This window comes from Neobacillus driksii (genome assembly GCF_013409995.1).
GTDB classification, from domain to species: Bacteria; Bacillota; Bacilli; order Bacillales; family Cytobacillaceae; genus Neobacillus; species Neobacillus driksii.
Genome location: NZ_JACCBX010000003.1, coordinates 525,592 through 539,423 on the forward strand (window position 1 = coordinate 525,592; position 13,832 = coordinate 539,423).

15 protein-coding genes and 1 other annotated feature (1 of these 16 running past the window's edge) are annotated in these 13,832 nt (G+C 38.6%); of the genes, 1 reads left to right on the top strand and 14 read right to left on the bottom strand.

What is annotated here, in order from left to right:
* Window positions 1-2 precede the first annotated feature (2 nt).
* Together mtnN and F4694_RS09000 are read right to left on the bottom strand one after the other, a co-directional pair.
* Complete coding sequence (gene mtnN, locus F4694_RS08995) at window positions 3-698, bottom strand: 5'-methylthioadenosine/S-adenosylhomocysteine nucleosidase (protein ID WP_179596981.1); 696 nt, start codon at window positions 696-698, stop codon at window positions 3-5.
* Window positions 699-712: 14 nt separating this feature from the next.
* Window positions 713-1,351, bottom strand: a complete 639-nt coding sequence (locus F4694_RS09000; protein ID WP_179596983.1) for a class I SAM-dependent DNA methyltransferase — start codon at window positions 1,349-1,351, stop codon at window positions 713-715.
* A gap of 149 nt (window positions 1,352-1,500) precedes the next feature.
* On the opposite strand from F4694_RS09000, the gene F4694_RS09005 reads away from it, so the two are divergent.
* Window positions 1,501-1,710, top strand: a complete 210-nt coding sequence (locus F4694_RS09005) for a DUF2536 family protein (protein ID WP_374757420.1) — start codon at window positions 1,501-1,503, stop codon at window positions 1,708-1,710.
* 28 nt (window positions 1,711-1,738) lie between these two features.
* Here F4694_RS09005 and F4694_RS09010 read toward each other — a convergent pair whose 3' ends face one another.
* The 12 genes from F4694_RS09010 to alaS form a co-directional block, all read right to left on the bottom strand.
* On the bottom strand, window positions 1,739-2,404 hold the full coding sequence (locus F4694_RS09010; protein WP_179596985.1) for a YrrS family protein: 666 nt from the start codon (window positions 2,402-2,404) through the stop codon (window positions 1,739-1,741).
* 106 nt (window positions 2,405-2,510) lie between these two features.
* The gene (locus F4694_RS09015; RefSeq protein WP_179596987.1) at window positions 2,511-4,277 is read right to left on the bottom strand and encodes a peptidoglycan D,D-transpeptidase FtsI family protein; all 1,767 of its coding nucleotides are present in this window, start codon (window positions 4,275-4,277) and stop codon (window positions 2,511-2,513) included.
* A gap of 66 nt (window positions 4,278-4,343) precedes the next feature.
* Window positions 4,344-4,820 carry a transcription elongation factor GreA gene (greA, locus tag F4694_RS09020; protein ID WP_179596989.1) on the bottom strand — a complete coding sequence of 159 codons (477 nt, stop codon included), beginning with the start codon at window positions 4,818-4,820 and terminating at the stop codon, window positions 4,344-4,346.
* 161 nt (window positions 4,821-4,981) lie between these two features.
* The gene (gene udk, locus F4694_RS09025; RefSeq protein ID WP_179596991.1) at window positions 4,982-5,617 is read right to left on the bottom strand and encodes a uridine kinase; all 636 of its coding nucleotides are present in this window, start codon (window positions 5,615-5,617) and stop codon (window positions 4,982-4,984) included.
* 1 nt (window position 5,618) lies between these two features.
* Entirely contained in the window at window positions 5,619-6,890 is a 1,272-nt protein-coding gene (locus F4694_RS09030) for a peptidase U32 family protein (RefSeq protein WP_179596993.1), read from the bottom strand.
* A gap of 58 nt (window positions 6,891-6,948) precedes the next feature.
* Window positions 6,949-7,878 (bottom strand): peptidase U32 family protein, encoded by a 930-nt coding sequence (locus F4694_RS09035; protein ID WP_179596995.1) that lies wholly within the window; start codon window positions 7,876-7,878, stop codon window positions 6,949-6,951.
* A gap of 6 nt (window positions 7,879-7,884) precedes the next feature.
* Window positions 7,885-8,526 (bottom strand): O-methyltransferase, encoded by a 642-nt coding sequence (locus tag F4694_RS09040; RefSeq protein WP_179596996.1) that lies wholly within the window; start codon window positions 8,524-8,526, stop codon window positions 7,885-7,887.
* A gap of 173 nt (window positions 8,527-8,699) precedes the next feature.
* Entirely contained in the window at window positions 8,700-9,833 is a 1,134-nt protein-coding gene (gene mltG, locus F4694_RS09045; protein WP_179596998.1) for an endolytic transglycosylase MltG, read from the bottom strand.
* A gap of 183 nt (window positions 9,834-10,016) precedes the next feature.
* Window positions 10,017-10,307 carry a DUF1292 domain-containing protein gene (locus F4694_RS09050; RefSeq protein WP_045517819.1) on the bottom strand — a complete coding sequence of 97 codons (291 nt, stop codon included), beginning with the start codon at window positions 10,305-10,307 and terminating at the stop codon, window positions 10,017-10,019.
* A 12-nt stretch (window positions 10,308-10,319) separates the two neighbouring features.
* Window positions 10,320-10,736, bottom strand: a complete 417-nt coding sequence (gene ruvX, locus F4694_RS09055) for a Holliday junction resolvase RuvX (RefSeq protein WP_063251384.1) — start codon at window positions 10,734-10,736, stop codon at window positions 10,320-10,322.
* Between the two features lie 3 nt (window positions 10,737-10,739).
* On the bottom strand, window positions 10,740-11,006 hold the full coding sequence (locus F4694_RS09060) for an IreB family regulatory phosphoprotein (RefSeq protein ID WP_063251385.1): 267 nt from the start codon (window positions 11,004-11,006) through the stop codon (window positions 10,740-10,742).
* A gap of 101 nt (window positions 11,007-11,107) precedes the next feature.
* Window positions 11,108-13,741: an alanine--tRNA ligase gene (gene alaS / locus F4694_RS09065; RefSeq protein WP_179597000.1), complete on the bottom strand. Its 2,634-nt coding sequence runs from the start codon at window positions 13,739-13,741 to the stop codon at window positions 11,108-11,110.
* A gap of 55 nt (window positions 13,742-13,796) precedes the next feature.
* Window positions 13,797-13,832: a binding site (T-box leader), on the bottom strand (it continues 180 nt past the right edge of the window).

Below are 13,832 nucleotides of genomic sequence, written 5' to 3' on the forward strand. Positions count from 1 at the left end.
GACTATCTTAAAGCTGCGACGATTTTCATGACCAACGTAGCTGAATGGGTTGCAGCTTGGTCAATGAATTGATCAAACGAGATTTCAGATTCCTTTCCAGCGATATCAGATAATGAACGAATAATAACGAAAGGAATTCCGAAACGATGTGCAACTTGTGCAATCGCAGCCGCTTCCATTTCAACAGCCTGTAATTTATCAAACTTTGATTGTACAAACTTAACACGTTCTGGATCTTCCATGAAGGAGTCTCCTGTTACGATTAAGCCTTTCACGACTTTAAATTTATCTAGTTCTTTCGCTGCATTTACAGCAACTTCAACTAATTTATCGTCAGCCAAAAAAGCTGCCGGGAGCTGCGGTACCTGCCCATATTCATAACCGAAGGCTGTTACATCCACATCATGATGACGAACCTCAGTTGATATTACTGCGTCACCTACATTTAAATCAGGATTGAATCCCCCAGCAGAGCCTGTGTTGATTACACAATCAGGCTTATATTTTTCAAGTAAAATGGTTGTTGACATTGCAGCATTTACTTTCCCAATTCCGGAGCGCAGCAAAATCACTTCTACTCCGTTCATTTGTCCAAAAGTAAACTCGCATCCGGCTATGGTTTCTTGTGTTTGCCCCTCAATATTATCTCTTAATAATTTTACTTCTTCTTCCATTGCTCCGATGATGGCAATTTTCATATTCAAACCTCTCTCTATCGTTTTTCTCCTTTCATTAACCAGACAAAATGATTACAGCGATTAAAAGTAACAGTAAAACCACTATTTTCTAAAATACTTTTTAAAATTGGGATGGTGGTATAATATTCTGTTTCCAAATCTTTTGCCAGGTTATGAAAGCCTTGTTCTCTCGCTTTTACGATTGCATTATTATAATCTTCCACTGATTCAAACATCGTATCCGCAAACACTATTCTACCACCTTTTGAAAGCAGCTTTCCATATTTGGCAATTGCTTCATCCTTTTCCACATCAGTCAGATGATGGAATGCATAGGTGGAGACAATTGTATCAACATTTATTATTTCAGGAAAATGAAGAAAATCACCATCGAGTATTTTTGCTTTTGTTCCGAGCTTTGCTTCGGCTATTCCCCTCATTGGTACGGAAGGCTCAATTCCAGTTACCTTTAAACCCGAATCAAGCAGTTTTTTTGTCAAGTTTCCCGTTCCAACACCAAACTCAACGACGTGGCCCTTTGAAAGTGCTGTCACAGCTTCTAATATTTGCTCATACCCAGTAAAAACCGCTTTATATTCGCGATTATTTCCGCCAACACTTTCATCATATGAATCCGCCCATTGTTCAAAGACATCTAAAAATTCAAGTCCCAATCGATCAACCCTCCAAACATTCTTATAAATCCTATATGTATACTATGAATTAAATACAAACTTGTTATCTTAATTTCCACTTTCATTGAAATATTCATTGATTACAATGGTGGTAATTACTAAAATGTAGATATAGAAGGGATGATACGATGATGAATTTTCAAATTGATTTCATTGATGATAAAGTAGAATTTTTTGACGCAACGGATTTAAAAGTTTTAGAAAAGAAAATCGAGGCAAAAATTGAGGAAAACAAAGCGATTCTTTTAGGCGTTCATTCAGTCTCACATCAAATGTATGCTAATGAAAAGGGTCAGACATACTTTACCGCAGTTGTTCACTTTAAACGCAAAAAATAGGATGGAGTCCCACCCTATTTTTACTATTCTATTGAATTGCAGTAAGTTCTTCGACCTTTGTAGGTTTCCAGCCTTGGCCATCCACCCATTCAAGGTATACGTTGTATTTTTGCGATTTGTCTTTGGACGCAACAGTACTAAACGTACCATTACCTGAGGTTTTATCGCGACCTAACCAATATACAGTCATATTGCTTTCTTCTAAACCAGTGGCATAAGAAATGGCCGTTAGCATTTCCTGCCAATCAACTGACGAGCTATCATACACTGGCGCATGTTCACCCGTTTGTACTGTACCTACAGGCTTCCATGCTGGGTTCTCGATGGTTCTAAGTACGTTAGAAGAACCATCTCCCTCAGTGATAACGGCCTGTGAATCATCCTCTTGTTCAGGTGAAGAGGCTTCTTCACTTTCTTCATCAGTACCTTCCTCTGAATCAGTGTTCTTCTCGGATTCCTTTACTGCTGTTTTATCTTCAGTATTTTTATCCTCTTTTTCTGAGGCTTCGTTTGCTGCTGTTTTTGTTTGGTCCTCATTTTGGGACGCTTTATCGTCACCTGATAAAAAAATAGTGTAGGCTACAAAAAATATGAGTGCCAGTACAATAACGATTAGACTATTCAAGATCAGGTTCGTTTTCTTCCTTTTAGCCCGATAACCGGAACGTGAGCCGGATTGGAAATCGTTACTCATTACAAAAATCCCTCCAAATAGAAAAGCGGAAGCGCCGCTAAACAATTAATATGGCTGTGAACATTCTAACATGAATTGCAAATAACTTGAAGGATTTTCCCTAAAGTTAATCTTTTTGTCCTTCTTTGTCATGTTCATGTAACATTTTAACCATATCAGCAAAGAGTAAATTGACGCCTCCCTCTGTATCAAGAACATCCAAATTTACAGTAACAAGCGCATATTTTGGGTTTTGATATGGGAAATAACCTGCAAACCATTTATTATGCAGCTGCTTATCACCCTGATATTTTCCCGTCTCCGCTGTACCCGATTTTCCAGCAACCTCATATGGAAGATCTTTAAACCACTTTCCTGTCCCGTTCGGATTCACAACAACCTCTCTTAACAATTTCTGCAGTTTCATTGCTGTATACGGCGAAATAATATCTCCGGATAACTCTTGTTTATCAAAGTTAACCATTGTCGTACCATTCTTATATTCAATTTTTGAAGCGGTGCGGACCATTTCCTTTTTACCGCCTCTTGCAATCGTGGCCATCATATTGGCCACGGCTATTGGAGTGGCACGAACCTCATGCTGGCCTATTCCTGACATGGCAGCAAAGTTAGGATCTTTTTTAGCCTCTTCTGTTAAAAATACTCTTCCTTTATCCTCATCAACCAGCTGTTTAAAATTATTGGTATGATAGACTTCACCCTTCCAGCCAACAGTGCCTGTTAACGACAGTTTAGAAGCATATTCTTCCAACAAATCTTTATCTTTCTTTTGAAGTTCCCTCGCCAGTTCACCGAAAGTTCGGTTACAGCTTCTCGCAAAACTATCTGTAAAAGAGAGCATACCATAATTATATTTTGTTTCAGGCTCCCCATTAATTTTTATACTGCAATTATATAACCTGGCTGGGTCATCAAGGTTTTGATCGATGGCCGCTGCCGCAACCACGGTTTTAAAAATAGAGCCCATTATTTCTTGCTTTAACATACGATTTGTAATTCCAGAGCCGCTATAAGGGTCTTTTGGATTAATGGCTGGCCTCGAAACAGACGCTAGGATACTATTACTTTCAATATCGAGGAGTACCAAACCGCCCTTTTTAATTCCATGCTTGTCCACTAGCTCCTCAGACATTTGTTGCAAACTTTTATCCATGGTTGTTCTAACATTTACTGGATAAAAGGGATTAGCTGGATCCACATATTTCACATTAATTCCAAATAACGGGGCTCCGTCTCCATCAACGTGATAAACAAGTTTTGATTTTCCTTCAGGAAGCAAAAATTCATCAAAACTCTCTTCAAGACCAGAAACACCAATCAAGGTTTTCTCAGAGAGTTCCTTATTTGGGTAACGTTTTTTTAATTCTTTTGCATTTTCTCCTGTTAAACCAATCAGTTGCTCTGCAGGAATAACAGTACGTTCAAATTTCTTTTCAATCGCAAATACACCTGGAATCTCTAGTTTGTTGATTCTTTCCATTTGAGAGGGCGTCAACTCCAAAGGCTGAGGTTCACCATAAGCAAACGGCTTTTTGGCGTCTTCTAATGCCTTATTTAAACTTTCTTTTGATATTCCAGATATCGCTGATACAGCTTCAACATCCCAAGTCATATTTTTCAAAAAAGGAAAAAGAACTAGAACGGGTACTTTTTTATGTGTTAGTAAATCTCCATTTCGATCAAGAAAATTACCGCGGCCATTATCAATCACTAATTCTTGTGTTCGTTGTTGTACGCTTTCTTCTAATAAGTTGACATTGTGCGTTGAAAAGCTTTCTGTTTGGACTAGCTGGATCTGAATTAATCGAGCTAAAAGAACCAGCAGCCCTGCAATGCACAAGATGAGTAAACCTTTAATCCGTTTACGTATCATAAAAAAACACCTCGTCAAAAGTTTTGACGAGGTGTTTCCATTTCAAACATATTCATAAAAATTTGATTACTTGATAGAAGTAATTCTGACGCTCATTTCGCCGCCTGGTGTTTGGACAGATACTTGATCGCCAACCTTTTTACCAATTAAGCTTCTTGCAATTGGAGAATCGTTAGAAATTTTCCCTTCAAACGGATCAGCCTCTGCACTGCCAACGATTGTATACGTTTCTTCGTCACCATCAGGAAGTTCTATAAATGTTACAGATCTTCCTAAAGTAACAGAATCACTAGCCATGTCGGCTTCTTCGATAATTTTAGCGTTGCGGATCATATTTTCTAACGTTGTAATACGACCTTCCACAAATGCTTGTTCTTCCTTTGCAGAATCATATTCGGAGTTTTCAGATAAATCCCCGAAACTTCTAGCAATTTTAATTCTTTCAACAACTTCCTTACGTTTAACCGATTTTAAATGTTCAAGCTCCTGAATTAGTTTGTCTTTACCTGCCTGTGTCATTGGAAATACTTTTTCTATTGCCAAAACTTCTCACTCCTTCTAGTCTTCACAATCCCCCATAGATTGTGTTTATTAATGATATGTAGGTATCACACAAATACATAGGAGCGTGTCCTCTTAAAAGGGCGCGCAACTTGTATTCATCCAATATGGATTCATTTCAAACTAATCTTTACGCTATTGTTTCATAAAAATGACTTTTGTTCAAGAATTGTTTGAATTTTTGTCACCATTAAATCAATCGCCACATGATTTTGCCCGCCTTCAGGGATAATCACATCTGCATATCTCTTAGTCGGCTCAATAAATTGGTTGTGCATAGGACGGACAACATTTGTATATTGTTCAATAACAGAGTCCAAGGTACGTCCACGCTCTTTAATATCGCGTGATAACCTTCTGATAATTCGAATATCTGCATCAGTATCAACATATAACTTGATGTCCATCAAATTTCTCAGCCGCTCATCTTCAAGAACAAGTATACCTTCTAAAATAATAACATCTTTAGGTTCAACTGCAATAACTTCTTTTGAACGAGTATGAATGGAATAATCATACACTGGTTTTTCAATTGGCTCGTATCGTAATAGTTTTTCAATATGTTTGATGAGCAAATCATTGTCAAATGCCAGTGGATGATCATAATTCGTTTTTAATCGTTCCTCAAATGGTAAATCACTTTGGTCTTTATAATAAAAGTCTTGTTGAATCATCGTAATAGAGTGACCTTTAAAGCTTTCATATATAGCTTTAGTAACACTCGTTTTTCCTGAGCCGGAACCTCCGGCAACACCAATAACAACCGGTTTGCGCATCAACCTAGTTCTCCTTTCGCATCATGTTGTTAGGGTAAACCGGTTTGTCCAATTTGAATTGTACAATCTGAAGCGGATGTCTAGCAGCATCCAGTTCGTTACCTTTTTCATCCCAGATTTTATCAATCACATGTTTAAAGTTTTGAATTTCCGGACCGAAGAACTCAACTTCCTGACCCGGTTTAAAGTGGTTTCGTTGTTGAAGGGTGACCATTTGTGTTTCTTCATTGTAATCCAACACAAGACCGACAAATTCAAACTTTGTCTTGTTGCTATGATTACCAAACATTTGCTCTTTATACCCCGGAATGCCTTCAAAAAATGCTGGTGCCGTTTCACGGTTCGCACATTTATCTAGCTCTTCTAACCACTCACGTTTAATGACGAAGTTATCAGGGTCTGCACAATAAGCTTCAATTACTTTGCGATAGACACTTACAACCGTTGCAATATAGTGAATCGACTTCATACGGCCTTCAATTTTCAAGCTATCGATTCCGAGCTCAATCATTTGAGGAATGGCTTGGATAAGATTAAGGTCTTTCGGGCTCATTGCAAATGGAGCGTCATTTTCACTAAAAAGAGGTACTTCCGTTGTGCTGCCCTCCAGCTGAAATAAATCATAATCCCAGCGGCACGACTGACAGCATCCGCCTCGGTTAGAATCTCTTGCAGTCATGTGATTGCTTAATGTACAACGTCCAGAATAAGCGATACACATGGCACCATGAATAAAGGTCTCAATTTCAATATCGACCTTTTCCTTCATTTCTCTAATTTCTTCTGCACTTGCCTCACGTGCTAACACGACACGTTCGGCACCGCTTTCCTTCCAAAACTGAGCTGTTTTCCAGTTTGTAATTGATTGCTGCGTGCTAATATGAATTTCAATTTCTGGAGCAAGTCTGCGGCAAGTTTCAATAATCAATGGATCTGCCACGATAATCCCAGCAATTCCTGTTCCTTTTAGTCCAAGGATATAGTTTTCTAATCCATCAATATTCTCATTATGAGCAAAGATATTTGTTGTTACGTAGATTTTCGCACCATATTTTTTAGCGAATTCTACGCCTTCTTTCATTTCCTCAAATGTAAAGTTATCAGCGTTTGAACGTAAACCATATTCCTGACCGCCAATAAACACGGCATCAGCTCCGTATTGTACAGCAATCTTTAATTTTTCAAGATTTCCTGCCGGCGCAAGGAGTTCTGGCTTTTTCACAATCACACGTTTTCCATCGATGATTTCAGAAATTTTATTTGTAACTGTATTCACGATTGAACTCCTCCTACTTTTTGTCTAGCTGCAGCGCCTAGGCGCTGCAGCTTTTCTTTTAATATACTGTTTCCTTAAAAAAGAATCCTGTATCCAATTTGCGGTTAGCTGGCTGAATTTCTTCAATCTCTTCTAACAGCTCATCTTTTTTGTCCTCGTATAAATCTGGTTCTTGGAAGTACAAGTCAATAGCTTCGCGGTACGCCTTTGTTACCGCAATAACATAATCAGATGTCTTTAAGATACCGTCGATTTTAAAACAATCTACTCCAGCTTCTAACATTTCTTGAAGCTCGTCAATGATACATATATCATTTGGGCTCATAATATGGGTTCCATTCTCATCTTCAAAGATTGGATACTTGTTTTCTCTTTCTTTATCGTGAAGGAACATATTCTTTTCCATTCTACGATTTTCAATTTCCATTACTTTTCCTTGGTACTCATAATAGTTACCAAGCAGGGATCGCTTTGATTGAAACATACAGCTCATGCCATGAACCTGTACTTCGATTTCAACCTCAGCATTTTCTTTGATTTCGACAATTGCATCCATATTAATCTCTCGGGCAAGAACAGCTCTCTTCGCACCCTTTTTGCCCCAATAGTTACATGAGAACCAATTTGTCCCAAGCGTTTCCGTACTCCAATGAAGTTTCATATTTGGTGCCACTTCACGGGCGGTCATTAGAACAGCAGGGTCACCAAAAATAATCGCATCTGCATTTGCTTCAGCAACAAATTTTATATAGTCATCTAATTCAGCAACCTTTTCATTATGAAAGATAGCATTAACCGCGACATATACTTTTTTACCTTGTTCATGTGCTAAGTCTATTGCTTGTTTTACCTGTTCGCGATTAAATTCACCTGCTAAACGCAATCCATATCTTTGTTCACCGACCACAAATGCATCAGCACCAGCTTCAGCTAATGGTAAAATATCATCCACTGATAATGGCGTTACTAGTAATTCCGTTTTTTTCAACTTGCTTCACCTCTTCTTTTTACTAATTGCGATTCCATCGCCAACAGGAAGAATAACAGTGTGATAATCAGGGTGATTCATCAGCCATTGGTTGAAATCATCAATTTTTCTAACGAGATTCCGAATCCGTTTTGATTCGATTTCTGCCTCTGTTACAAGACCTTTAAATAAAACATTATCCGTAATGATGACTCCATCAACACTTAAGTATTTCGAATACATTTCAAAGAATTTTTTATATTGACCTTTTGCAGCATCTACAAAAATGGTATCGTATGGTGCTTGTCCCTTTACCAGTTCCTCCACTTCAAGGGCGTCACCTTTAATCAATAAAATCTGTTCGCCATGCTTCGAACGACTCATATATTCTTCAGCTGCCTGAATTCTTTCTAAATCTCGTTCTATCGTAACAATCGACGCATTTGGCAGTGCCTCAGCCATACGCAAAGCCGAATATCCTATTGCAGTACCTACCTCTAGAATTTTTTTTGAATCTTGAATTCTTAAAAGCTGCAGCAATGCTTCGATTCCCACGAGCTCCATAATCGGTACTTTGTTTTCTTTAGCGTAGCCTTCCATTTCGATAAACAATGGATCACGCTCTGGAATTAGTTCCTCAATATAAGAATGCAGTTTATCATTCAACAAACTGCCATCACCTGCCTCTATACTTTAAAAAGCATTGTTTGCCAACAAGACTGCTCTTTAGACATGAAAAAATAGCGTTCAATAGAAACGCTATTATCTGCTCATAAAACACTTGAACTATTTTACCATAAACAAGGAGGAAAGAAAACTATTCCTCCTTGTTATTTGGTTAATTATTGGTTGGTAATATGCTCCGCTTTAGCTGCGTTGTGTTCATCTAGAGTATTTGTAAAAATTACTTCCCCTTCCGCTGTGGCTAGGAAATATAAATGTTTTGTGTCTGCTGGATTCACTGCTGCATCAAGAGAATCTTTACCTGCATTTGCTATTGGCCCTGGAGGGAGTCCTTTATGTTTGTAGGTATTATATGGTGAATCTACTTCTAAGTCCTCGTATAATACTCTCTCTTTGTGTTTGCCTTGTGCATAAAGTACAGTTGGATCTGTTTGTAAAGGCATCCCTTGCTCGATCCGGTTATAGAAAACACTTGAGATTTTTTTGCGGTCAGCCTTTTCCGTTGCTTCTTCCTCGATTAGCGAGGACATGGTTAGCAGCTGGTGTGCAGTGATCTTTTCATCACTAGATTCTGCCAAATATGGTGTTATCACTTTTCGAGTCTGATCCAGCATGGTTACAACCATTTCTTCAATGGTTGGATTCTGTTTGTAGAAAGGATAGGTTGCTGGGAACAAATAACCCTCTAGTGGATATTTTATATTTGGATTCAAGATATCTGTTGTTAGTAGATCCGGATATTTTGCCATTAATGTTTGGATGAATGTACGATCATTTAATTGATTAAAAACTTCATCCTCAGGTTTATTTACAGCCTTCGCCATAATTTGGGCGATTTCTCTTAATTGTTTACCTTCTGGAATCGTTAACTGGAACGCTGCCTGTTGGAGTACTTTCCCTGTTTTTAACCGATTAATAATTTCGGGAATCTCCATTGAGGGACTCAGTTCATATTCCCCAGCCATAAAACCTGCTTCATTTTTAAACTTTACATAATATTTAAAGACTTTAGCATTTTTAATAATTCCACTCTCTGCTAATTTTTCAGATATCCCCGTAACCGATGAGCCAATCGGTATTTCTACCTTTTTTTGAACTTTACTGTCCTTGTCAACTGGTTCAAGGGCAGACTTGATGTAGAGGTAACCCCCTCCGCCAATAAAGATCAATACTAAAAGGGTTACAATCGTAATGGTTAAAACGATTCTGCGAACAATTCTTGCCTCGCTTTGGTGTTCAAGCATTTTCTTACGAATGACTTCTTTTTTCGAGTGTGTCTCTTCTGATGACATTTTATTGCCCCTCCCATTTGCCGGTTAAACATATATCTTTCAAACTCTTTTTTTACGGTATTTTAAAAAAGCATATCAGATATTATTTCAGCATATATAGCGAAAAATGTCAATTTTTCTGCGAAAGCGCATTCACAATATGACAAAAAAAGCGACCCTTCGTAGGATCGCCTTTTTTGGAAATTATTCTTCGTCTTCTTGTTCGTCAAAAAAAGTGTTAAGCATTTCTTCTACCATATCCCATTCTTCTTCGGTTTCGATAGGAATTAATTCCCCTTCACCGTCTTCATCATTAGGATTGAAGGCATATGCATGAATCTCAGGACCCTCTTCATCGTCTTCTACGCCGCCTACTTGTTGAAACAAAACATAGGACTTGCCAAAATCCTCTGATTCAAATGTAAAAAGTACTTCACATAATTGTTCGTTACCTTTTTCGTCTACAATTGTAATTTGATTTTCTCCGTGTTCCATAACGTCACCTCATTAATTTTTACTATCCAGATAGCCTTGTAGAATCATCGAAGCTGCCATTTTATCAATAACCTTTTTTCGCTTTTTACGGCTGACATCCGCTTCAAGCAAGACTCTCTCTGCTGCCATTGTCGTTAAACGCTCGTCCCATAAAATGGTTGAAACTGAAAACTGGTTTTCAATTTCCTCTGCGTACCGCTTGCTGGCTTCACCTCGAGGTCCAATCGTGCCATTCATATTCTTTGGCAAACCGATGACAACTTGACTAATTCCATACTCTTTTATTAATTGACCAATTTCGTCAAAACCAAACTTATTTTTTTCTTCGTCAATTTTTAGGGTTTTGAGGCCCTGTGCAGTCCAGCCAAGTTCATCACTGATGGCAATACCGACTGTCTTAGAGCCAACATCTAATCCCATAATTCGCATTTCTTAACCCTCACGTCGTTGTTTTAAATAGGATTTAACCAATTCCTCAATAATTTCATCCCGCTCGAGTTTACGAATGATATTCCGTGCGTCACGATGACGGGGAATATAAGCAGGGTCACCCGAAAGTAAATATCCGACGATTTGATTAATTGGATTATATCCTTTTTCTTGCAGGGCTTCATGAACTTGAAAAAGAACATCATTTACGTCATGTTCAAAAGGCTCTTCAGGAAAATTAAACCTCATCGTTTTATCAAATGAGCTCATTACATGCACCTCGCTTTTTTATAGAGGAGATAACTGAAATTTTCTAGTTGATACCACTTTTTAGTTTAGTTACCTTTATATTACACTACTTTGTCTCATTATCAAATTGATTTTACCCATTCGTCAACGAATTGCAGGGCAGAGTCGAGTTTTTCAGGATCTTTACCACCAGCCTGGGCCATATCTGGACGGCCTCCGCCTCCTCCACCGCATCTTGTTGCGACTTCTTTGATTAATTTTCCAGCATGGTATCCCTTGTCAATTAAATCCTTCGTCACCGCTGCGATTAAATTAACTTTCCCTTCATTTACACTTCCTAGCAGGATTATAGCCGAACCGATTTTTTGTTTCAGATCATCGGCCATATTTCGTAAGTTATTCATATCAGAAGCTTGAACTTTTGCAGCTAATACGGTGACACCGTCAATTTGCTTTGCTTTTGATACAAGGTTACCCGCCTCAATATTTCCTAACTTGGCTGCAAGTGATTCGTTTTCCCGCTGAAGTTGTTTAATTTCAGTCATTAAGACTTCTATCCGGTTAACTACCTCTTTAGGGTTAGTTTTCAGCTTGTCCGCTGCATCCTTTAATAAAGTAACCTGGTCATTCATTAATTGATAAGCAGATTCGCCGGTAACTGCTTCAATTCTCCTTGTACCTGCACCAATACCGCCTTCAGAAACTATTTTAAATAGCCCAATAACAGATGTATTTGGTACGTGACAACCTCCGCATAGTTCTAAGCTATAATCTCCTACTTTAACCACTCGAACGATATCGCCATATTTTTCACCAAAAAGCGCCATTGCACCCATTGATTTTGCCTCAGCAATTGGCTTTAAGCTAATATCCACTTCGATATTCTTCCAGATTTTTTCGTTCACGATCTTTTCAATTTCCTCTAATTCCTCTGGCTTTACTTGGCCAAAATGTGAAAAGTCAAAACGAAGACGATCTGGTTCTACCAGTGAACCTGCCTGGTTTACATGCGTTCCAAGCACATCCTTTAATGCTTGATGAAGCAGGTGTGTAGCAGTATGGTTTTTGATAATTTGTACTCGATTATCTTGATGCACACTTGCAGTCACTTTTGCGTCTGTTTTAAGAATTCCTGACTCCACTATAGCTCTATGAAGATTTTGCCCGTTTGGCGCCTTTTGTACATCCTTTACGCTTACGGTAACACCTTCTGCTTGAATGATTCCGCGATCCGCAATTTGACCGCCGCTTTCTGCGTAGAAAGGAGTGACATCAAGTATTAGCTGCACTTCATCACCACTGAATGCTTCGTCAACTAATTCTCCATGTTTAACAATTGCAACAACTGTCGAGCTTGTTTCAAGCTGGTCATAACCAACAAATTGACTTTCTACAACAATATCGCCTAGTACACCGCCTTGAACCTGCATACTGCCAACTTCCTGACGCGCAGAACGAGCACGCTCACGCTGTAATTCCATTTCTGTTTCAAACCCAGCATGATCAACCTTCATGCCTTCTTCTTCTGCATATTCTTCTGTTAGTTCAACAGGAAAACCATAGGTATCATAAAGACGGAAAACATCACTTCCTGGAATTGTATCACTGCCTTTTTCCTTCTCTTTCTTGATGACATTTCCTAGTATGGATAAGCCTTCATGTAAAGTTTCGTGGAAGCGTTCCTCTTCATTTTTTATAACTTTTTGAATAAACTCAGTTTTGTCCTTTACCTCTGGGTAAAAATCATGCATGATTTCTCCCACCACAGGAACTAGTTCATACATAAATGGGCGGTTGATATTAATTTGCTTAGCGTACCGAACCGCACGGCGCAGTAAACGGCGTAATACATACCCGCGTCCTTCATTAGAAGGCAGTGCACCATCACCAACAGCAAATGCCACCGTACGAATATGGTCTGCAATGACCTTAAATGCAGTATCCTTTTCTTTTTCTACACCATATTTCACACCCGAAATTTCTTCTGTAGCTCTGATAATTGGGATAAACAAGTCTGTATCAAAGTTAGTTGGTACGTTTTGAACGACGGAAGCCATTCTTTCTAATCCCATACCTGTATCAATATTCTTCTTTGGCAGTGGAGTGTAGGTATTGTCCGGGTTATGATTAAACTGTGAAAAAACAAGATTCCAAACTTCTAGATAACGTTCGTTTTCACCGCCTGGATATAATTCAGGATCTGTCGGATCATCACCATACTCTGGACCTCGATCATAGAAGATTTCAGTATTTGGTCCACTTGGTCCTTCACCAATATCCCAGAAGTTCCCTTCAAGGCGGATAATTCTTTCCTCTGGAATACCAATCTTTTTATTCCAAAGCTCAAATGCTTCATGGTCCTCAGGATGAATCGTAACAGAAAGTAATTCTGGGTCCCAGCCTATCCATTTTTTATCGGTTAAAAATTCCCATGCCCATTCAATTGCTTCCTCTTTAAAATACTCACCAATCGAAAAGTTCCCAAGCATTTCGAAAAAAGTATGATGACGTGCTGTTTTTCCAACATTTTCAATATCGTTGGTACGGATTGATTTTTGAGCATTTGTAATTCTAGGATTATCAGGAATTACGCGTCCATCGAAGTATTTTTTTAATGTGGCAACACCACTATTAATCCACAATAATGATGGATCGTCGTGAGGAACAAGTGACGCACTTGGTTCAACAGCATGCCCCTTCTCCTGAAAAAAGTCTAAATACATTTTTCGAATTTCTGAACCAGTCAAGTATTTCATATTATTTTTACCCTCCTTTTAAATTAAAAAAGAACACAAAAAAGCCCTCATCCCTAACAGGGACGAGAGCTAACTCGCGGTACCACCCTGA